The organism is Bacteroides sp. NSJ-39 (assembly GCF_014287315.1).
Classification (GTDB): domain Bacteria; phylum Bacteroidota; class Bacteroidia; order Bacteroidales; family Bacteroidaceae; genus Bacteroides; species Bacteroides finegoldii.
In genome coordinates this window covers 381,547-404,405 of sequence record NZ_JACOOB010000001.1, presented here as the reverse complement: position 1 = coordinate 404,405, position 22,859 = coordinate 381,547, and the positions used below count along the sequence as shown (strand labels likewise).

Sequence of the window (22,859 nt, the reverse complement as noted above, 5' to 3'; positions counted from 1 at the left end):
CTGTCGTGAACTTACCATTTATCGAACAAATAAAAGATACTTGAAAAATGAAATTCAAAAAGATTCTTCTTTCATTGCTAATTTGTTTGTCTTGTTTTGTACAGGCGAAGAATATAACCATCAGTCGTCTTACCTGTGAGATGCAGGAGGGACTGGTAGTGGTCGAAGGTTCACCCCGTTTGGGCTGGGTGATGGAATCGCCGGAGAATGGGACACGACAATCTGCCTATGAGATTGATATTCGGGAAGCTTTTACAGGGCGTTCCGTTTGGAATAGTGGGAAGGTTTATTCTTCGCAGAGCCAGTTAGTTTCTACAAAGGGGGCAGATATACGTCCTGATAACTCATTTAATTATAGTTGGCGCGTTCGTGTTTGGGATGAAACAGATACACCTTCAGAGTGGAGCAGTGAAGCGAAATTCCGGACAGTACCCGAAAGGTTATCTTCGGGGCAATGGATTGGAGCTATTACCCGACAAAATGCTCGTTTACCGGAAGGGCGTAAGTTCCACGGTGGAGAGCTGAAGAAGCCGGAAGTGAAAGCAGCTTGGGAAGCAGTGGACACTTTGGCAAAGAAAAGTATTTGTTTGAGAAGAACATTCCAGGTGGGAGATGCGAAAGAAGGGGGTGCAAACCGTAAACCGGGCAAGAAAATAGTGGAGGCAACGGCATACGTTTGTGGTCTGGGATTCTATGAGTTTTCTTTGAATGGCAAAAAGGTGGGTAACAGTGAGTTTGCCCCATTGTGGAGTGATTATGATAAAACTGTTTACTATAACACATACGATGTGACGGAACAATTGCGGCATGGTGAAAATGTCGTAGGAATCTTATTGGGGAATGGATTCTATAATGTGCAGGGGGGGCGTTATCGCAAATTACAGATCAGCTTTGGTCCTCCCACACTTTTATTTGAGCTGGTTATTAACTACGAAGATGGAACATGTACGACGGTTCATTCCGATAATAATTGGAAATATGATTTCAGTCCGGTAACCTTCAATTGCATATATGGAGGAGAAGATTATGATGCGCGTCGTGAACAGAAAGGATGGAATCAGATTGGCTTTGATGACAGTCATTGGCGTCCGGTAGTTGTACAGGAAGCTCCTAAAGGAATACTTCGTCCACAGATGGCAGCTCCGGTGAAAATCATGGAACGGTATGATATTCAAAAGGTAACTAAACTAAATGCAGAACAAGTTGCATCAGCTTCTGTATTAACTAAGAGAACAGTCGATCCTTCTGCTTTTGTATTGGATATGGGACAGAATCTGGCTGGCTTTCCGGAAATAACAGTACGTGGCAAACGTGGACAGAAAGTGACTTTGATTGTAGCCGAAGCATTAACGGATGAAGGTGCTTGCAATCAGCGTCAGACAGGGCGTCAACACTATTACGAATACACTCTGAAAGGGGAAGGCGATGAAACCTGGCATCCTCGTTTCTCTTATTACGGTTTTAGATATATTCAGGTAGAGGGTGCTGTCTTAAAAGGACAGAAGAATCCGCAGAAATTGCCTGTATTAAAGAATATTCAATCCTGTTTCGTATATAATTCAGCCAGGAAAGTTTCCACTTTCGAATCATCCAACCGGATATTTAATGCTGCCCATCGATTGATCGAGAAAGCGGTTCGCAGCAATATGCAGTCTGTGTTTACGGATTGTCCGCATCGTGAGAAACTTGGGTGGCTGGAACAGGTACATCTGAATGGTCCGGGTTTGTTGTATAACTATGATTTGACAGCATACGCTCCGCAGATTATGCAGAATATGGCAGATGCACAACATTCCAACGGGGCCATGCCGACAACTGCTCCGGAATACGTGATTTTTGAAGGTCCGGGTATGGATGCTTTTGCCGAATCTCCGGAGTGGGGTGGCTCTTTGGTTATTTTCCCTTTTATGTACTATGAGACTTATGGAGACGATTCATTGATTAAGAAATATTATCCGAATATGCGTCGTTATGTGGATTATCTCAAGACTCGTGCAGATAAGGGTATTCTTTCTTTCGGATTGGGAGACTGGTATGATTACGGAGATTTTCGTGCGGGATTCTCACGGAATACACCCGTTCCTTTGGTGGCTACTGCGCATTATTACATGACAGTCATGTATTTGGTACAAGCTGCGAAAATGGTAGGTAATGACTTTGACATTCGTTATTACACTTCGTTGGCACAGGATATAATGGTTGCATTTAATAAATGTTTTCTTCATAAAGATACTGCACAATATGGTACAGGAAGCCAATGCAGTAATGCGCTTCCGCTGTTTCTCCAAATGACGCAGGATGCAGATGAACAAGGTAACTACCGACCGGATGCAGATTTGAATGAGAAAGTATTCGCGAATCTGATAAAAGATGTGGAAGCACATGGCAACCGTTTGACTACCGGTGATGTGGGAAACCGTTATCTGATTCAGACATTGGCGCGTAATGGAGAACATGAACTTATTTATAAAATGTTCAATCATGAAGAAGCTCCCGGATATGGTTTCCAGTTAAAATTCGGCGCTACAACTTTGACCGAGCAGTGGGATCCCCGTCAAGGTTCTTCCTGGAATCACTTTATGATGGGACAGATTGATGAATGGTTCTTTAATTCACTGGTCGGTATTCGTCCTTCTACCACTCCAAAACAAGGTTATCAGAAGTTCATCATCGCTCCCCAACCTGTGGGAGATTTGAAATATGTCAAAGCGTCGTATGAAACTTTATACGGTACCATTAATGTGGACTGGACTTGTGAGAATGGGACTTTCACTTTAAACGTGTCTGTTCCGGTGAATACTACCGCTGTTGTTTACCTCCCGGGCGAAAAAGAACCGAAAGAAATACAGAGCGGAACATATCAATTGGTTTGTGCAAAATGAAAGAACCTTTTTGTATATATTTGTAGAATTAAAAAAATATATGCATGATTTTTTAGAAGACAATGATAAAATATAATTTAATAATATCGATTATGAATTTACGAACAACTCTTATCGTCTTTCTTTGCTTCTGTGCAACCACAGTTCTTCGTGCCGAGCGTGTAGATATGCTGAAGGCCGGTGCAAAAGCAAATGGCAAGACTCTTAATACAAAGCTAATCAATTCAACGATTGACCGTTTGAACCGTGGTGGCGGAGGTACTCTTTTCTTTCCTGCCGGAACTTACCTGACGGGGAGTATCCATCTGAAAAGTAATATTACGCTGGAGTTGGAAGCCGGAGCTACCTTGCTCTTTTCCGATAACTTTGATGACTATCTTCCTTTTGTCGAGGTTCGTCACGAAGGAGTGATGATGAAAAGTTTCCAGCCTTTGATTTATGCGGTAGATGCCGAGAATATTACGATCAAAGGAGAAGGAACTTTGGACGGACAAGGAAAGAAATGGTGGATGGAGTTCTTTCGTGTCATGATTGATTTGAAAGACAATGGCATGCGTGATGTGAATAAATATCAGTCCATGTGGGATGCAGCAAACGATACGACAGCAATTTATGCTGAAACGAACAAAGATTATGTAAATACATTGCAACGTCGCTTTTTCCGTCCTCCGTTCATTCAGCCCGTTCGTTGTAAGAAAGTAAAGATTGAAGGAGTGAAAATCATAAATTCTCCCTTCTGGACGGTCAATCCGGAGTTTTGCGACAATGTAACCATAAAGGGGATCACCATAGATAATGCGCCCTCACCAAATACGGACGGAGTGAATCCGGAATCCTGCCGCAACGTACATATCAGCGACTGCCATATATCAGTAGGAGACGATTGCATCACAATCAAGTCGGGAAGAGATGCGCAGGCCCGTCGTTTGGGAGTACCTTGCGAGAATATCACTATCACCAACTGCACCATGCTTTCCGGTCATGGAGGCGTTGTTATCGGCAGCGAGATGAGTGGGAGTGTACGTAAAGTTACTATTTCCAATTGCGTGTTTGACGGAACAGATCGTGGAATCCGTATTAAGTCAACCCGTGGAAGGGGAGGAGTCGTTGAAGATATTCGTGTCAGCAACGTCGTAATGAGCAACATTAAACAGGAAGCTGTTGTATTGAATTTGAAATACAGTAAAATGCCTGCTGAACCTAAGAGTGAACGCACTCCGATATTCCGTAATGTACATATCAGCGGAATGACTGTGACAAACGTAAAGACTCCGATCAAAATAGTGGGCTTGGAAGAAGCGCCGATATCTGACATCGTTTTGCGTGATATTCATATTCAAGGAGGGAAACAGAAATGTATCTTCGAAAATTGTGAACGTATCACGATGGATGACGTAATCATCAATGGTGAAGTAATTAAAAGCACCACAGATACCACAGATTAACACAGATTTTTAATTCGACTAAATTATAAAAATAATAAATCTGTGAAAATCTGTGTAATCTGTGGTGAAAAAACAACTTGCATAAATTAAAAATAAATGAAACGAATCCTTTTTACTATGCTTCTTGCCGCATCTCTTTCGGCCGAAGCACAGACGCAAACATACGAGACGGAATTTGCTCGTCCCTTGAATGAGGTACTGACGGATATACAGAACCGTTTCGGAGTCCGTTTGAAATATGACATTGATACGGTGGGAAAAGTGCTGCCTTATGCCGATTTTCGTATTCGTCCTTATTCCGTGGAAGAATCCTTGACGAATGTATTGGCACCTTTCGATTATAAATTTGTTAAGCAGAAAGGAAATATGTATAAGCTGAAAGCATACGAGTATCCACGTCGTACAGATGCAGACGGAGAGAAGATGCTGGCTTATCTGAATACACTCTATACAGACCGACAGTCTTTTCAACTTCGTGCCGATTCTCTGAAAAAAGAGGTACGTCAGCGTTTAGGTATCGATACTTTGTTGGCTCAATGTGTCAAAACCAAACCTATTCTTTCAAAGATACGTAAGTTTGATGGCTATACCGTGCAGAATTTCGCACTTGAAACACTTCCCGGGTTATACGTTTGCGGTTCTATCTATACGCCCCAATCGAAAGGAAAACATGCGTTGATAATCTGCCCTAACGGACATTTTGGTGGCGGACGTTATCGGGAAGACCAACAACAACGTATGGGAACTTTGGCACGTATGGGAGCTGTTTGTGTAGACTATGATTTGTTCGGATGGGGAGAGTCGGCTTTGCAAGTTGGCAGTGCGGCACACCGTAGTAGCGCGGCGCACACTATTCAGGCAATGAACGGCTTACTGATTCTTGACTACATGCTTGCTTCCCGTAAGGACATTGATACCAGCCGTATCGGTACGAATGGCGGTTCGGGTGGAGGTACCCATACTGTATTGTTGAGCGTATTAGATGATCGTTTCACCGCTTCAGCTCCGGTGGTGAGCCTGGCTTCTCACTTCGACGGTGGCTGTCCCTGCGAAAGCGGAATGCCTATTCAACTATCTGCAGGAGGAACCTGTAATGCGGAATTAGCCGCTACTTTTGCTCCACGTCCACAACTGATCGTATCGGATGGCGGCGACTGGACGGCCAGTGTTCCTACTCTTGAATTTCCTTATCTGCAACGAATCTACGGATTCTACCAGGCAAAAGATAAAGTAACGAATGTACATCTTCCCAAAGAGAAACATGACTTTGGCCCGAATAAGCGGAATGCCGTTTATGACTTCTTCGCAGAAGTATTCAAATTGGATAAAAAGATGTTGGATGAAAGCAAGGTCACCATTGAACCGGAATCCGCTATGTATAGTTTTGGTGAAAAAGGAGCTTTGCTTCCTGAAGGCGCCATCCGTTCTTTTGACAAGGTAGCTGCTTATTTTGACAAGAAGGCTTATGCTAATTTAAAATCAGATGCTTCTCTCGAAAAGAAAGCCATCGACTGGGTAGCTTCTTTAGAGTTGAACGATGATAAAAAGGCAGGTTTTGCAGTAACTGCCATTTATAATCATCTTCGTAAAGTGCGTGACTGGCACAATGAGCACCCTTATACAACAATCCCCGAGGGTATCAATCCTCTGACAGGCAAACCGCTTTCCAAGCTCGACCGTGAAATGATTGCAGATTCCGCTATGCCGAAAGAAGTGCATGAAAGGCTAATGAAAGATTTACGCAGAGTATTGACGGAAGAAGAGATTGAACAAATCCTGGATAAATACACGGTAGGTAAAGTTGCTTTTACCTTGAAAGGTTATCAGGCCATTGTGCCCAATATGACGGAAGAGGAAACGGCTTTCGTTCTGGAACAGTTGAAACTGGCTCGCGAACAGGCTATTGACTACAAGAATATGAAGCAGATTTCTGCTATCTTCGAAATTTATAAAACCAAATGCGAACAGTATTTCAATGAGCATGGTCGCAACTGGCGGCAGATGTTCAAAGATTACGTGAATAAGCGAAACGCAGAAAAGAAGGCTCAAGGAAAGAAATAAAATGAAGGTAAACCCTTAACCTCCTACATAGCCGGAATATCTCCGGGATAATAGAAGAATATAATAGAGCTATGCTTTGCAACTGACAAAGCATAGCTTTATCATATCTAAAGCTATGCTTTAGTTCCCCTAAAACACTGCTATAATTTATTTCTTCACGATTACTAAACATCTTTTTCGCAGAAAATGTGTTATTTTGTAGATGGCTAACAGAAATTTATATGATATGGATAAGCAAAAAGTAGCATTAGTCCTTTCCATGGGGGGAGCACGTGGAATAGCACATATAGGAGTAATTGAAGAATTACTTCGTCACAACTTTGAGATTACTTCCATTGCAGGAAGTTCCATGGGAGCAATGGTGGGAGCAATGTATGCTTCAGGAAAAATGGAAGAATGTAAAGAATGGCTGTATAGTTGGGACAAACGCAAGATGTGGGAATTGGCGGATCTTACCTTAAGCCGGGATGGATTAGTGAAAGGTGACCGTTTTATTAAAGAACTGAAACAAATTATTCCGGATATGAATATCGAAGACCTGCCTGTCCCTTATGTAGCGATGGCTACGGATATTGTCCGCGATCAGGAAGTCAGGTTTGACAGAGGGAGCTTACATGAAGCTATCCGTACGTCTATTTCTATCCCTATGCTTTTCCGTCCGTTGAGAAAAGACGGTATGGTATTGATTGATGGAGGTATTCTGAATCCTCTTCCATTGAGTCATGTGCAACGCACTGAAGGAGACATTCTGATAGCTGTCGATGTGAATGCACCGATTGATACCGGAAAGAAAAAGAAAATATCTCCTTATAATCTGTTGACAGAATCTTCCAGGATGATGATGCAACAAATCACTCGTTACCAGATAGAACGTTGTCAGCCGGATATCTTAATTCAGATTTCCGGCGATACATATGATATGTTGGAGTTCCATCATGCTGCTTCGATAGTGAAGACAGGAGTGGAAGTCACCCGAAGCGTGTTGAAAGAGTCTCATGGCGATTAATGATATAATAAAGACATATCATTGTATCTGATAAATTCTCAAATTACTCCAGATAAATCATCTTTTTCGTCATTCCTCCGTCAATCGTGATATTTTCTCCATTGATGAAATCATTGTTTTCTTCACAGAGAAACAAACACATACGGGCAATATCTTCCGGTTTGCCTACCCGTCGCGAAGGATGTTGTGAATGATCTTCCGGCTGGAGTTGGTCATAATCATGAGTTTGTATCCATCCCGGAGCAATAGAGTTGACGGTGATATTCCATTCGGATAACGATAAAGCCAGTGCATGAGTTAAAGAATAGATACCGCCTTTAGAAGCTGCGTAACCTTCACTTCCTGGTTCACTCATCAGGTAACGTGTGGAGCAGATATTGATAATCCGACCGTATGGGTTAGGAGAGGACTGTTCTTTACGATGTATGGCAAGCAGGCGGGAGGTGATAAATACAGGACGTAGGTTGATAGAAAGTATTTTGTCGAAATCCTCTACGCTTGTTTCGGTGATAGACGAAAATTGACTGATACCGACGTTGTTGACAATAATATCAATATCATTCCATTCGGAAAGAATACGTTGTATACAACTTTCAAGTGCATCCTTATCGCTGACATCGACTTTATGGAATATAGATCCGGTTGCTTTTGCAGTCTCTTGTCCCGCTGTTTCGTTTATATCACAAAAAGCGACTTGATCGCCGGACAGGCAAAAAGCTTCTACTATTGCCTTGCCTATACCTTCCGCTCCTCCTGTTATAAATACTCTTTTGGGGGAGGTCTCTGGTTTTGAGGCCATTGGAGTACACGAAGCCGATTTGACCGGATGAACGGTTGTAGATTTCTTCTTACCATATTTCTGTGCTTGTTTCCAAGCAGCCTTTCTGGCTTCATATAGCTCTTGCTGTTTTTCTATATAGTTGTCTGCCATCGTTCTTTTTATTTATTGCAAATGTAAAACATAAAACGGATAAAAACAAAGAATCGACTGCTCGATTGAATAAGAACAACCGCTCGTCTGCGGAGAAAGGACCGTAGGATTATGACAAATCGACCGCTCATTCGGATAGGAATGAGCGGTCGATTTATGTAAAATGACTATTCGATTTTTAGAACTTCAGCGGATCTATCTCGGCATATTTTATCCGTTGACGACGCCAAGTGTAAATGGCATGCAGCTTTCCATCTTTACCTTCAATAATGCTAGGATAAGAATATTGACTGATCGGGCTATCCTCCAATGTGAGAACAGGCTTCCAGCTGATTCCATCCTCCGATATAGCTACACAAAGCGGTGTACGAGGCCCTTTCGGAGTTCCGGGCAATGTAGAGAAATTATTATAAATAAGCACATGCCTGCCATCTTTCATTGTCACGGCGTCTGTACCGGAATTATTATTCGGAACATCCAGCAGCGTTACTTTGCTCCACGTATCACCATTGTCACTGCTCCAGGCTGTTGCAATCTGTGCATTGCGCGTACGGCAGAGTATCTGCAATTTTCCGTCCTTATGCTTTAAAATACTAGGTTGTATCGCATAAATAGGTTTAGCGCCTTCCCCTTTGATGGCTTCCCCGCCTTCCTGATCATCCGTATTTATTCCTCCTTTTTTACGGTTCTGAGTCGGTACGGACAGTTCTGCTTCCAAAGGTCCTACCATTTTCCAGGTTTTTCCTTTATCATCAGAAATCTCGAAATGAACACGCCAGCCCTTACTCCCTTCCGTACTGGAAGGACAGATGATACGACCGTCGATATATTCCGGCTTATTCTTGATAGGACCTAGAAAACCTTTAGGAAGAGGTTCACGCTTGCTCCAGGTCTTTCCTCCGTCACGCGAACGAACCAACCATCCTGTCCAGTCACTCACTTTCAGACCTATTTTGTAGAAGAGAATCAAATCTCCGCCCGGAATTTGAAACAGTACCGGATTCCAACACGCTTTCCGACGTGCGACGAGTTTCCCTTTTGCATCTTTTACCGGTGTACAGGTGGAGTCGATTCCCGCTAATATAGCTTGCGGATCTTTGAGTGAAAACACACCATCGGCAGCAAGTTTGGGAGCACTCCACTCTTTGGCGCCTTTCGGCTTACGGCATACCCAAATACAACAATCGGGATTGCGTTCTTTCGTTCCTCCAAAGAAAGAGGCGACAAGATCTCCGTTCTTCATCTCTACAATAGTAGCTCCGTGACATTCGGGGAAAGCGGCCTTTTCGTACAGAAATTCATCACTTAGAATGGCTGTGTTCTTAGTCGGTATATCTACACTAAAATGATGTTTTCCCGAACCGATCTTCTCTTTTCGACCATCTGGCAAATGTACTTCGCCTGTTGTATTGGCAGGCAATTCAATATCCCATTCCAGATGCATGGGCGTTTTCTTCCATCGGCTGGTTATTTTTCCATAGATACTCATATAAGATGCATCTACATTGCTTAACTCTTGAATCTCAAAAGTCGGCTGGAAAATAATATGTTTGTAACCGGACTTCCAACGGTCTGCACGGATACCTGCCAGATTATTGAAACACCAAGGCAATAAATCTCCTAAAAGCATGACATGGTTGCCACTGTTCATTTCTGGATTTGCCGTATCACCATTCCATAATTCCCAAATGGTGGTAGCACCTTTTCCAACCATATACCCCCACGAAGGATACGTTTTGTTGGTAGCCAGCAAGTAAGCCACATCGGCATAACCACGACGGCTTAATTCACGCAACAGCCATTGCACACCAATGACTCCGGTGCTGATATGTCCCTTATTGGTGGTAATAATGGAAGTTACGGCATTTTTGGCAACCTCATGGATGTAATTCTTTGGCACTAACCCGAAAGCAAGTGGCAGAATATTGGCAGTGACCGTATTATTACCATAGTAGATACTGTCCGGATATAATGTATGTCCCGGCACATGGGATGTTCCCTCTTTTATATGCAAGAAGCGGGCATTGAATGCGTCTTTCATACGATGTTCCAGTTCTTCCCATTCTTCTGCATCGGCTTTCAGTCCTTGCAGGCTGGCAAAACGATGCATCAGTTGCAACACTTTCAAATAATAGGCAGTGGCGATCAGCGCACCGTCAGTCTTGCGGGAAGGATCCTTACTGTGAATCAGTTCCAAAGATTCGGGAGGAACACACCAGTCACCATATTTATCTTTAGTTATGATATATTCCTTTGTCATATAGTATTCACGGATATGAGCCACCCATTTTTTGATAGCCGGATAATTCTCCTCTATCGGACGTTTATCTCCGAAATTGGTAAAAAGCATATCACAAGCCATAGGCAACGCCGCGGGCCAAGTCACATTGTCCGAGTAATAATTCCAATAGGCCGGAGCGACATCGGGAATACAACCGTCTTCACGTTGTGCTTCGCGGATATCACGTGTCCATTTGGTATACATTGCGTAATTATCGAAAAGCATACTCTCTCCCCAACATCCCATGGTGCGGTCGCCCAACCAAGGCTGACGTTCATTCCGTTGCGGACAGTCTACCGGCATACCTTTATAATTACTCCGGATTCCCCAAAACGCATTACGGACAATCTTATTCAATGTCTCGTCAGAGCAACTGAAAGATCCTGTATGCGTCATCTCGTCTTCCACGACTTCAGCTACGAAGTCTCCAAGTTGCGCATCCGGATAATTGCTGACCTCCACATAACGGAAGCCATGATACACGAAACGAGGTGCCCACGTAGTGTCCTTCACTTCGCGTCCGCTTACGATATACGTATCTGTGGAACGGGCGTCACGTAGATTCCGGGTATAGAGTTCCCCATTGGCCTGCAAGGTTTCTGCGAAACGGAGACGAATACTGTCACCGGCTTGTCCTTTAATGCGGAACCGCACCCAACCAGCCATATTCTGACCAAAATCAAGGATGTACTTATCACCAAGTTTTTGGATGGAAACAGGTTTTAATGTATCCATTACTTTCATACCCGGCATTATTTGGGCACGCAATGTTCCTGAAGGAATACTGACTCTTTGTGCCGCTATCCAGCTTTTGTCGTCATAACCGCTTTGTGTCCAGTTGCCCAATTCCTTGCGGGCATCATATTCTTCGCCGTCATATTCGTTATTGCTACGGATAGCACCTTCGGTTGTCAGTTTCCATGAAGTGTTTGTAGCAATCGTTTCTTTACTGCCATCCATATATTCCACAATCAGATTCAGGCGGAGTTTGGGATAGCCGAATGTCGGTATCTTGTACGGTTTGTAATTCTGGCGCATCGTATAGAAACGTCCGTTGCCCAATGTCACACCAATAGCATTCTCTTTTCGAAGTTGTGGCGTCACATCGTAAGTGTTGTACAGAATTGTTTTCCGATAGTCGGTAGGAGCGGGGGCCAACACTTGATCGCCAATACGCTGTCCGTTAATAAATAATTCATAAAGTCCCATTCCAGCAATGTGTACCGTTGCACGTTTCACCTCTCTGCTCAAAGCAAATTCTTTGCGGAGATAACGGGCTGCCAAGCGGCTCCATTGGGTTTCACTGTCACCGGGAGCGGCACGGTCCAATCCAATCCACTGGCCTTGCCAGTCCGCTTCATTCAGCAATCCCATACTCCAAAAGGCCGGAGCACTCCAGTCCGCTTCCCCTCTATTAGTATAGACCTTCACTTTCCAATAATAGCGGGCATTACGCTTTAGCGGTTTACCTTGATAAGCAATCCATTGGGAAGCGTCGGACTCTATCTTTCCTGAATCCCAAATATCTCCCTTTCCTTGCGCCAGCAAGTCGGCAGAAGAAGCAACAAGAATGTGATACGCTGTTTGCATCACATTCTGTTCATCCGATTCGATGCGCCAACCCAATCGGGGCTGGCGCACGTCAATACCTAGCGGATTCTTTAATTGCTCCGTTCGCAGTTCGGTTATGCCTATGGCTGCATAGACTGAACCTGCTAAAAACAGAAACGCAAAGAATGCTACTATAAATATTCTCTTATTCATCATTTATCGCTGATATATTTCAGTTGGGCATCGGGAAGTTCCGTCCATGTCTTACCGAGGTAGTTTTTATTGCTGTCCACCACAATCAGAATATGATCGTTTCCACTGCAATAACCGCTATCGTGCTGGAAGGTATGTACACCGTTATTAAATTCACCGATATATTCCAGCTTACCGTCCTTTGTCGTATACCACCAGGCATTCTTCTTTGCCCCGCTAATCTTGCTGAAATCAACTTCCATCGGACGTCCGGTATAATTATACACCATCAGATAATCATTACCGCGTGTAGCGATGGCACGGTCGTAACGTTCTCCGTTCTTACCTGCGATGACAGACTGATCCGGTATACGTTCGAAGAACGGGAAAGTCAGCATCAGGTTTTTCAAATATTTCATTTGATTATAACCGGGATCATTCAATGCTTCATACCAAGGCTTCTTGGCTCCGTATGCACCACCCACACCCGGTTTGATAAACTGCATAATGGAATTATGCCCATACGTATGCCCGAAAGAACCGGCGAATACAGACCAATAAGCATAGCGGCGTACATCGTAATCTTTCCATAACAACTCGTTCTCGTCATGCAGGCCGTGAGGAATTTCTTCATAGATAGGTTCTCCATCGATAACCGGTTTCATGGGTTTCATAGCCATACTGCGCTCAACGAAACGCCAGTTGTCTTCTTCCGTATTCTCTTCGATAGGATAGTCGCCGTCACCAAAACGTTGTCCGTAACGACGGTGTCCGCTTTGAAACATATTGAAGTCCAGCCAGGAAGCGTTGTTGAACCAAGTTGCTGAGGTTGTTCTGCCACGCGGATGGAAGGTCATCAGGTGATTCTTGTCGATTGCTTTGATAGAAGTTGCCAATGCCTCCCATTCGGCTGTTTTCACATCACCGCGAATGTCTCCACCGATAAACCAAATGATATTCGGTTCGTCCTTATAACGTTCCGCCAGGAACTTTCCGTATGCTTTCGCCTGTTCGACAGTCATTTCTCCACGATTCACGGGACTTCCCCAGATACAAACCATACCGATATACAGTCCTTTTTTTGCAGCCGTACGAATGATATAATCCATGTGATCCCAATAACCATATACACCTTTCCGGTCGATGTTCTTGAAGTTATATCCATCTATCATGGAATATTGTCCGTAGATATTCATGGATGGCACATTATTCAAGGTCTGAACTTGAATTACATTGTATCCGCGATGTTTGCACTGTTCCAGATAATATTCGGCTTCGTCACGATTCAGACGCTCTGGGAGCAACCATCCTGTTTCCCCCAACCAGAAGAAAGGAGTACCATTTTCGTGTTTCAGATAACGCCCCTCTTCGGAGACTACAAGTTTACCGTTGCTCCAGGGAATATACGTTTTCTGTGTTTTCTTTTGTGCCGCCACTGAAGTACTCAAGCTCAGCAGTAGCAGTAAAAAAGGAAGAATCTTGAATTTTTTCATTGTTTTTTTATCGTTTTTAGTTTATTCCAGTTCACCACAAATTATTTCTCAATCATTTTTTCAAATTCAATTGCAGCCAGGATAAATGCTCCTACTGACTTCGGATCATTCTCGATAATCGGTTCGCTGATATAATACTCAAATGAACCGTCACGGTATCTTTTAGAGTCTCCGCCCAATCCGGCTACGGCACAACAATTGGTGATGGTATAACTTCCGTCTTCCTCCAAAAGGGTGAAATTTCCGGTCATGCCGTTGAAAGCTTTTCTTACCGGTTCGATATATTCATTTCCGATATATCCTTTGTTAATGGCTTTGGCGAGCGTATAAACAAACAAAGCGGTTGCCGAAGACTCCAGGTAATTACCTTTACGTGCACCTTGATCTGTCACTTGATACCATGTGCCGGATTGAGGGTCCTGATATTTTACAATCGCTTCGGCCAGCCTTTGAAGAATTTGCATGACGCTGTCCCGTCCTGCTGTTTCTTGTGGCAGATAATCCAGAACATCCACTATCGCAGCACCATACCATCCGATACTGCGGCTCCAGAAATTCGGAGAACACCCGGTTTCGGGATTTGCCCATTTCTGTTCACGGCTTTCATCCCATCCGTGATAGTAAAGACCGGTAGCCGGATCATACGTTTTACGGGCAATCAAAAGTATTTGCTTCACCGCTTCGTCAAACAAAGCCGGTTCCTGGAAAGTCGCACCATATTGTACCAGATAGGGAGAAGCCATAAAGATACCGTCCAACCACATCTGATGGGTATATTTCAATTTGTGCCAGAAGCCTCCTTCGCTGGTACGCGGCTGTTCGGTCATCTGCTTACGAAGCGTATCCATAGCCGTTTTGTAACGTTCATCTCCCGTCTTTGCGTAGAGGTCGAACAAAATCTTACCGCCATTTACATTGTCGATATTGAAAGAAAGATATTTCATGGTCTTTATACGTCCGTCAGTGTCAATCAGACTATCCGCATAAATCTTGGCATACTCGTAATATGTACCGTCGCCCGTATGTTTCCATGCTTCGAGCATTGATTTTACCACAAGGCCATGCGTATATCCCCATCGTGGTTTTTTAGCTTTTTCAATCATCCAGGGCTCTGGGAAACGTTTCATTTCGGAACGTGCCATACGTTCACTCCACTTTTCGGTTTCTGCTTTCTTGGTGGTCGTACAAGCAATAAAGCAGACAATTCCGCAGGCAATAATCGCCTTAAATAAATTTTGATTCATATAGTTGAGTTTTTATTTTCCAATCAGGATATATTCTTTTCCCGCTTTTGTGGGCAGGTCATACAAATAGGTTTCCGTCAGCTCTATTTTATTCAATTTTGCTTTCCCGTTAATCAATGGTTTGGTAATAGCGGGGACGGCAAAGAGAGGATTAGGGTTCTCGCCTTTGGCAGGTTTCAGTCCTTTACCTTTTAGCGGGTTGAGTGAGCGGAGACGACAGTTTCCTCCTTTGTGGGATTTTACTATCAGATGATTTACTTTTCCGTCTTTCCAACTCAAGTCAAGCTCAAAACCACCACGTGCGATAATACCTTTCACCGAACCTTCCTTCCACAAAGTAGGAAGGGCGGGAAGTAAATAGATGAATCCGTCATAACTCTGCATCAGCATTTCTACGATTCCTGCCGTACAACCGAAGTTCCCGTCAATCTGAAAGGGTGGATGTGCATCGAACAAATTAGGATAAGTACCACCTTTTTTCTTTTCGTTGCGTACAAGAGTCAACTGATCTGTTATCAGCTTATAAGCATGGTCACCATCAAGCAGACGCGCCCAAAGACAAACTTTCCATCCCATACTCCAGCCGGTAGACGGATCCCCGCGATGGATGAGCGAGGTGCGCGCCGCATCAAACAATTCCGGTGTGCGGTATGGGGAAATCTGATTGCTGGGGAACAATCCGTAAAGATGGGAGACATGACGATGTACGTCGTTCGGATCATCCCAATCGAACATCCATTCTTGCAATTGTCCCCAATGACCTATTTGCATAGGAGGCATTTCTTTCAAGCGTTGCTTTAGATGAGTTGCGAAATCTTTGTCGGTATCCAGAATTTCGGAAGCTGAAATAATAGCCGTCCAAAGATCGAAAATCAACTGATTATCCATCGTACATCCGGCGGCTGTCGTTGCCTTTCCGTTACTGCCCGAATGTACATTCTCCGGTGAATTGCTAGGACAAACCACCAACCAGTTGTGTATCGGTTCCTTTACCATGATTTCATCGAAGAAACGGCCGGACTCTTTCAGTATAGGATAGATGGAACGCAGAAAATCGGTATCTCCGGTATATAAATAACGTTCCCATAAATGTCGGCAGAGCCACGCTCCACCACTAGGCCACATGCCCGAAGGGGCTTTGTCAATTGCTCCTGTGACGCGCCAGATATCTGTGTTGTGATGGAGTACCCAGCCATTCGCTCCATACATGATTTTAGCCGTTTCCTTGCCTGTCTCGCTGACCTCTTTTATCAGCCGGAAAAGAGGCTCGTTCAGCTCGCTAAGATTGGTAACTTCAGACGGCCAATAGTTCATCTCCAAGTTGATGTTGCAAGTGTATTTGCTGTCCCAAGAAGGAAATAATTTATCATTCCAGATACCTTGCAAGTTAGCGGGTTGTCCGCCGGGTTGTGAAGAACAAATCAATAGGTAACGCCCGAACTGGAAGTAAGTAGCTACCAAATGAGCATCATTTGTATCTTTGAAGTTTTCTACACGTTTATCGGTTGTGATGTTTTCATATCGGTTTTTACCTAAGTTCAAAGATACTCTGGTCAAGTATCGGCGATAGAAATCAGTATGATTTTTCTTGGCTTCCGGAAATGGATGTTTCATTGCTTTGGAAAGATAGTCTTTAGCCCGTTCTATCTGATTTCCTGTGATATCCAGATAATTATTGAAATTGGTGGCTATTGACACGTAAATGATAGCTTCATCAGCTCCTTCTACCGATAGAATTCCATCTGCACATGCTATTTTTCCACCTCTATTCCGTGCAGTCAGCCGTCCTTGAAATTCCACTTTCCCTTTGAGACCTTCATGCCAGGAAGAGACACCGGAAAGCGTAACGCAATTTCCTTCCTCAGAGGAAATCATTACATCCTGATGAGGAGAGGTCAGTTGGGCATTAAAGGTTATTTGTCCCGGACGGCTGGCTGTCAGTCTGACCATTACCACTTGATCGGTAAATGAGGTAATCGTTTCGCGTTGGTATTGTACTCCGTCTACCTCATATCGCACGATGGCGCGGGCGGAATCCAGACTTAGCTCCCGATAGTAGTCCGAATAACGGGTATGTCCGGGAAAAGCGATTCGCAAGTCCCCGAAACTTTGATAAGGCATTCCCGAGTTTGTCTTAGCCATCACCTTCTCGGTAGCAAGAGTTTGCGCTTCGAGATATTTTCCTGCAAAGACCAGTTCACGCACTTTGGGAATATACTCAAGTGCGTTCGGATTGGCGTTGTTGTTAGGGCGTCCTGCCCAGATAGTTTCTTCGTTTAGTTGTATTTGTTCTGTACCCGGTATTCCATATACCATAGCTCCCAAACGGCCATTGCCCAAAGGCAGGGCTTCCGTCCATACCTGTGCGGGACGGTCATACCATAACTTATATTCTTGCGTAGAAGCGTTCGTTTCTTGTGCATGAATAGAAGTTACAGACAGCATGACGAGCACATATCCGATCAATCTCTTTTTATTCATTATCATCTAACGTCTTTTATACTTTTATAAAAGGACGGTTGAACGGATTTTTTGTACCCAATAAGTCGCTAAAAGAATATAATTACTCGGACATTATTTTTATCTTTTCAATCGGCTGCTGCCTGACGGTATCCATTGGAACAGCCCGATAATGCACTTTGGAAAAATCAATAGAGCGCAAATCAATGCTGCGGATCGTACTGTTGTACATCGTTCGGAAATAGATAATCCGGTTATTCATATCCGTTGCTGATGTCCATTGCGTGGCACTTGGAACGATCGTTTTTTCCATAAACAAATTACTTGAAAATAAGTTTGAAAGGAGACTGTCATATCCTCTGTATTTTCTTGTCATTTGAAATATACTTTCCTATATTTGTCAGTAAAATCATTAATCATTTCCGTTGCGAACGGAAATGTTAGCACAAACCGTTACTCCAAATAAGAAGTACATCACAAGGGAAGTAAAGAATGTGAGCAATATTTTTTTAATTTGAAGAAAAAAAGAACAATATGGAAACTATAAAGATTACACGATATCAATCGCCTGTGGGCGAGATGCTTGTCGGTTCTTACGGAGATAAGCTGTGTATTTGCGACTGGGCGGTGAAGAAACGGCGAGGTACGATAGACCGCCGCATACAGCGACATCTGAATGCGAAGTACGAAGAGGGGACTTCCGACATCATCGAACGGGCAATCGGGGAACTCGAAGAATATTTTGCCGGACACCGTAAGATATTCGACATTCCCGTTGTCTTTACCGGCTCGGAATTTCAGTGCACTGTATGGGAAGAACTGATGAAAATACCCTATGGAACGACCATATCTTATGGCGAGCTTGCCCGCCGCATCCATAACCCGAAGGCTGTGCGTGCAGTAGCATCGGCCAATGCCACCAATCCTATCTCTATCTTTGTTCCCTGCCATCGGGTAATCGGCAGCAATCATAAACTTACGGGATACGGAGGTGGTCTCGATGCGAAAAAAGGATTATTGGAGTTGGAATGTTCTAAAACGATGGGGCTCGGTTTATGGTAGATTTAATATACAAAATCACGAAAAGTGTCATTCACGCGAAACGATGGGTGGCACTTTTTATTATTTTTCAGTGAAATAAATGGCTATATGCCTGTATTTGGACTTGCAGGGCGTACCGAAATAGGGTCTTCGTTTTTTTGCTTTATTGAGTACAAAATACGGATAATTGCGTCTTTTTATAAAGATATTGTGTAAATTTTAAATTATCCATATTAATGAAACAGATAAAACTGTTACTTCTTTTAGCTTCCGCCTCCGTTACGGGAGCACTTGCGCAAAGCAATGGATTGACGGATATGAGTCAGAGCCGTTTTGCGAAGATGGCGAATACCGGAATCGACGCCGTACATTGGACGGATGGATTCTGGGGAGATCGCTTCCAGGTATTTAGCCAGACTTCCCTGCAAAGTATGTGGAACACTTGGAACACGCCGGAGATCTCTCACGGTTTCCGTAATTTTGAGATTGCTGCCGGAGTATGCAAAGGAGAGCATTGGGGACCTCCATTCCATGACGGAGATATGTATAAATGGATGGAAGGAGTGGCTTCTGTCTATGCAGTTAATAAAGATCCGGAGTTGGACAAATTAATGGATAACTTTATTACTTGTGTTGTAAAAGCCCAACGTGCAGATGGTTATATACATACTCCTGTTGTTATCGAAGAACTGAATAAAGGTATTGACTCTCATGCATTGGGTGATCAGCATAAACAAACGGTCATTGGAACGAAAGTAGGTGATGAGAATGAAAAAGGAGCTTTTGCCAATCGGCTGAACTTTGAGACTTATAATCTGGGACACTTGATGATGGCGGGTATTGTGCATCGTCGTGCCACCGGAAAGACTACTCTTTTTGATGCTGCCGTAAAAGCAACGGATTTTCTTTGCCACTTTTACGAAACGGCTTCTGCCGAACTGGCTCGTAATGCCATTTGCCCTTCACATTATATGGGGGTAGTCGAAATGTACCGGGCTACCGGAAATCCCCGTTATCTGGAACTTTCAAAGAATCTGATTGATATCCGTGGTATGGTGGAAAACGGAACGGATGATAATCAGGACCGTATTCCTTTCCGCGATCAATATCGTGCGATGGGACATGCCGTACGCGCCAACTATCTGTATGCCGGAGTAGCGGATGTATATGCAGAAACCGGTGAGCAGCAATTAATGAAGAACCTGACTAGTATCTGGAATGATATCGTGACCCGAAAAATGTATGTGACCGGTGCTTGCGGCGCTCTTTATGATGGTACATCGCCTGATGGAACGTGTTATGAGCCGGATAGTATTCAGAAAGTGCATCAGAGTTATGGACGTCCCTATCAGTTGCCGAATAGTACTGCTCACAATGAAACGTGTGCCAATATCGGTAATATGTTGTTCAACTGGCGGATGCTGGAAGTGACAGGGGATGCGAAATATGCCGATCTTGTGGAGACTTGTCTTTATAATAGTGTATTGAGCGGTATTAGTCTGGATGGAAAGAAGTATTTCTACACGAATCCGCTTCGTATCAGTGCCGATCTTCCTTACACGCTTCGCTGGCCGAAGGAACGGACAGAATATATCAGTTGTTTCTGCTGTCCTCCGAACACATTGCGTACGCTGTGTCAGGCACAAAACTATGCATATACATTGAGCCCGGAAGGGATTTATTGCAATTTGTATGGGGCAAATACATTGACAACGACTTGGAAAGAGAAGGGAGAAGTAGCTCTGACGCAGGAAACGGATTATCCTTGGGATGGAAATGTACGTGTAACGTTGGATAAAGTTCCTCGTAAGGCAGGTACTTTCTCGCTCTTCTTACGCATCCCTGAATGGTGTGAAAAGGCTACGCTTAGGGTGAATGGACAGCCGTTGCAAGTCAATGCGAAGGCAAATTCGTATGCGGAAGTAAATCGTGCATGGAAGAAGGGGGATGTAGTGGAGTTAGTGATGGATATGCCTGTGCGTTTGCTCGAAGCTCATCCGTTGGCAGAGGAGATTCGTAATCAGGTGGTCGTGAAGCGCGGACCGTTGGTTTATTGCCTGGAAAGTATGGATATTGCAAACGGGGAAAAGATTGATAATGTATTGATTCCTGCTGATATAAAATTGACTCCGAAGAAGATCACGATTGAAGGTAGTCCGATTGTAGCGCTCGAAGGTAAAGCGCGTCTGGCACCTGCAATTTCTTGGGAAGGAGTACTTTATCGTCCGGTGGTTCAGACAGAGAAGACGGTGGATATTCGTTTGATTCCTTATTATGCCTGGGGAAATAGAGGAAAAGGAGAGATGACCGTATGGATGCCTCTTGCCAGATAATCATGATACAGAAATGAAGAAATCAGGAGGAAAAATAAAGAAATGAGGATGAGAAAGTTATTTTTAACGGCTATATGTATTTTGTGTAGTCATTGGTTATGGTCCGGTGAGATATGGGTTTCTCCCAAAGGTAATGACTTTAATGATGGAACCCGCCAGTCTCCCAAAGCAACGCTGACTGCTGCTTTACGGCAGGCACGTGAATGGCGGAGGACGGGAGATGACCGTATGCAGGGAGGAATCACTGTTTATATGGAAGGGGGAACGTACGCTCTGTATGAGCCGGTTTTTATTCGTCCGGAAGATAGTGGGACAAAGGAATCCCCGACTGTGATCCGTTCGGCGATCAATGAAAAGACTGTGATCCGTTCGGCAGCCGATGAAAAGGTGGTGTTGAGTGGGGGAGTCCGTATCAAGAATTGGAAGAAACAAGGAAAGCTCTGGGTGGCAGATGTGCCGACATTTAATGGGCGTCCATTGGATTTCCGTCAGTTGTGGGTGAATGGAGAAAAGGCTGTCCGTGCCCGTGATGTAGAGGATTTCGAAAAGATGAACCGTATTTGCAGCGTGGATGAAAATAATGAAGTTCTTTATGTTCCTGCGGTTGCGGTACGCAGACTTATTGATAATAAGGGAAAAATGAAGGCTGAATATGCCGAGATGGTACTCCATCAGATGTGGTGTGTGGCTAATCTTCGGATTCGGTCTATTGAGGTGCAGGGAGATAGTGCGGCGGTACGTTTTCACCAGCCGGAAAGCCGGATTCAGTTTGAACATCCTTGGCCGCGTCCAATGGTGACGACGGACGGACATAATTCCGCTTTCTATCTGACGAATGCCCGTGAGCTATTGGATGTACCGGGCGAATGGTATCACGATATGAATGCCCGTAGAGTGTATTATTATCCACGGGAAGGAGAGAAGATGCAGGAGGCGGAAGTGATGGTACCTGCCATTGAGACGTTAGTACAGGTAGAAGGTACTTTGGATCGTCCTGTGTGTCATATTCGTTTTGAGAAAATTACTTTTTCTTATACTACGTGGATGCGTCCGTCAGAGAAAGGACACGTGCCTCTTCAGGCAGGCATGTATCTGACGGATGGGTACCGGATTGATCCGAAGATGCAACGGGATTATCTGAATCATCCGTTGGATAATCAAGGATGGTTGGGACGTCCTGCGGCTGCTGTCCGGATAGCTGCTGCCAAACAGATTGATTTTGAGCGTTGCCGATTTGAACATCTGGGTTCTACCGGATTGGATTATGAAGAAGCGGTGCAGGATGGTATTGTTCGTGGTTGTCTCTTTCGCGATATTGCAGGAAATGGTTTGCTGACCGGTAGTTTTTCTCCGGCTGCTCACGAAACACATTTGCCATACGATCCTGCTGACCGCCGGGAGGTATGTACACACCAGCAAATCAATAATTGCTATTTCACGGAAGTAGGTAATGAGGACTGGGGATGTCTCGCCATTGCTGCGGGATATGTGAGTGATATTAATATCGAGCATAATGAAATCAGTGAAGTTCCTTATAGTGGCATCAGTCTTGGTTGGGGATGGACACAAACTGTGAATTGTATGCGTAATAACAGAGTTCATGCAAATCTGATTCATCATTATGCGAAACATATGTATGATGTAGCGGGTGTTTACACGCTCGGTTCACAGCCCAAAAGCTATGTAACGGAGAATTGCGTGCATAGTATCTATAAGCCGGGGTATGTACACGATCCTAATCACTGGTTCTATCTTTATACGGATGAAGGTTCTTCCTTTATCACTGTACGTGATAATTGGACAGAAGGAGAGAAGTATCTGCAAAATGCCAATGGTCCGGGAAATGTATGGGAAAACAATGGTCCGAAGGTGGATAGCGTTATTCGTGAACGTGCGGGACTGGAAGCAGGATATAAGGATTTACTAAATATTCAGTAGG

Annotated in this window: 12 protein-coding genes and 1 pseudogene; 7 read left to right on the top strand and 6 right to left on the bottom strand. The window is 44.1% G+C overall.

Annotation, left to right across the window (positions count from 1 at the left end; genetic code table 11):
- Positions 1 to 47: 47 nt before the first annotated feature.
- The 4 genes from H8S63_RS01830 to H8S63_RS01815 all read left to right on the top strand — a co-directional run bounded on the left by H8S63_RS01830 (position 48) and on the right by H8S63_RS01815 (position 7,394).
- Entirely contained in the window at positions 48 to 2,882 is a 2,835-nt protein-coding gene (locus tag H8S63_RS01830) for a glycoside hydrolase family 78 protein (protein ID WP_186925555.1), read from the top strand.
- A gap of 92 nt (positions 2,883 to 2,974) precedes the next feature.
- Positions 2,975 to 4,327, top strand: coding sequence for a glycoside hydrolase family 28 protein (locus H8S63_RS01825; RefSeq protein ID WP_186925554.1), 1,353 nt, complete (start codon positions 2,975 to 2,977; stop codon positions 4,325 to 4,327).
- A gap of 96 nt (positions 4,328 to 4,423) precedes the next feature.
- Entirely contained in the window at positions 4,424 to 6,388 is a 1,965-nt protein-coding gene (locus tag H8S63_RS01820) for a DUF3826 domain-containing protein (RefSeq protein ID WP_186925553.1), read from the top strand.
- A gap of 202 nt (positions 6,389 to 6,590) precedes the next feature.
- On the top strand, positions 6,591 to 7,394 hold the full coding sequence (locus H8S63_RS01815) for a patatin-like phospholipase family protein (RefSeq protein WP_186925552.1): 804 nt from the start codon (positions 6,591 to 6,593) through the stop codon (positions 7,392 to 7,394).
- Positions 7,395 to 7,437: 43 nt separating this feature from the next.
- On the opposite strand, the gene H8S63_RS01810 is transcribed toward H8S63_RS01815, so the two are convergent.
- The 6 genes and pseudogenes from H8S63_RS01810 to H8S63_RS01785 form a co-directional block, all read right to left on the bottom strand.
- Positions 7,438 to 8,325, bottom strand: coding sequence for an SDR family NAD(P)-dependent oxidoreductase (locus tag H8S63_RS01810; protein ID WP_186925551.1), 888 nt, complete (start codon positions 8,323 to 8,325; stop codon positions 7,438 to 7,440).
- A 178-nt stretch (positions 8,326 to 8,503) separates the two neighbouring features.
- Complete coding sequence (locus H8S63_RS01805) at positions 8,504 to 12,370, bottom strand: family 78 glycoside hydrolase catalytic domain (protein WP_186925550.1); 3,867 nt, start codon at positions 12,368 to 12,370, stop codon at positions 8,504 to 8,506.
- Positions 12,370 to 13,842 (bottom strand): glycoside hydrolase family 140 protein, encoded by a 1,473-nt coding sequence (locus H8S63_RS01800; RefSeq protein ID WP_007752941.1) that lies wholly within the window; start codon positions 13,840 to 13,842, stop codon positions 12,370 to 12,372. The genes H8S63_RS01805 and H8S63_RS01800 overlap by 1 nt, the downstream gene beginning before the upstream one ends.
- 41 nt (positions 13,843 to 13,883) lie before the next feature.
- On the bottom strand, positions 13,884 to 15,086 hold the full coding sequence (locus tag H8S63_RS01795; protein WP_186925549.1) for a glycoside hydrolase family 105 protein: 1,203 nt from the start codon (positions 15,084 to 15,086) through the stop codon (positions 13,884 to 13,886).
- Positions 15,087 to 15,098: 12 nt separating this feature from the next.
- Positions 15,099 to 17,567, bottom strand: coding sequence for a glycoside hydrolase N-terminal domain-containing protein (locus H8S63_RS01790; RefSeq protein WP_186925548.1), 2,469 nt, complete (start codon positions 17,565 to 17,567; stop codon positions 15,099 to 15,101).
- 82 nt (positions 17,568 to 17,649) lie between these two features.
- Positions 17,650 to 17,844, bottom strand: a pseudogene (locus H8S63_RS01785) (choloylglycine hydrolase); the annotation flags it as partial.
- Between the two features lie 236 nt (positions 17,845 to 18,080).
- Between H8S63_RS01785 and H8S63_RS01780 the strand changes: the two are divergent.
- The 3 genes from H8S63_RS01780 to H8S63_RS01770 all read left to right on the top strand — a co-directional run bounded on the left by H8S63_RS01780 (position 18,081) and on the right by H8S63_RS01770 (position 22,858).
- Positions 18,081 to 18,608: a methylated-DNA--[protein]-cysteine S-methyltransferase gene (locus H8S63_RS01780; RefSeq protein ID WP_186925547.1), complete on the top strand. Its 528-nt coding sequence runs from the start codon at positions 18,081 to 18,083 to the stop codon at positions 18,606 to 18,608.
- Positions 18,609 to 18,823: 215 nt separating this feature from the next.
- The gene (locus tag H8S63_RS01775; RefSeq protein WP_186925546.1) at positions 18,824 to 20,920 is read left to right on the top strand and encodes a glycoside hydrolase family 127 protein; all 2,097 of its coding nucleotides are present in this window, start codon (positions 18,824 to 18,826) and stop codon (positions 20,918 to 20,920) included.
- 48 nt (positions 20,921 to 20,968) lie between these two features.
- Positions 20,969 to 22,858, top strand: a complete 1,890-nt coding sequence (locus H8S63_RS01770) for a right-handed parallel beta-helix repeat-containing protein (RefSeq protein WP_186925545.1) — start codon at positions 20,969 to 20,971, stop codon at positions 22,856 to 22,858.
- The last annotated feature ends 1 nt before the right edge of the window (position 22,859 follow it).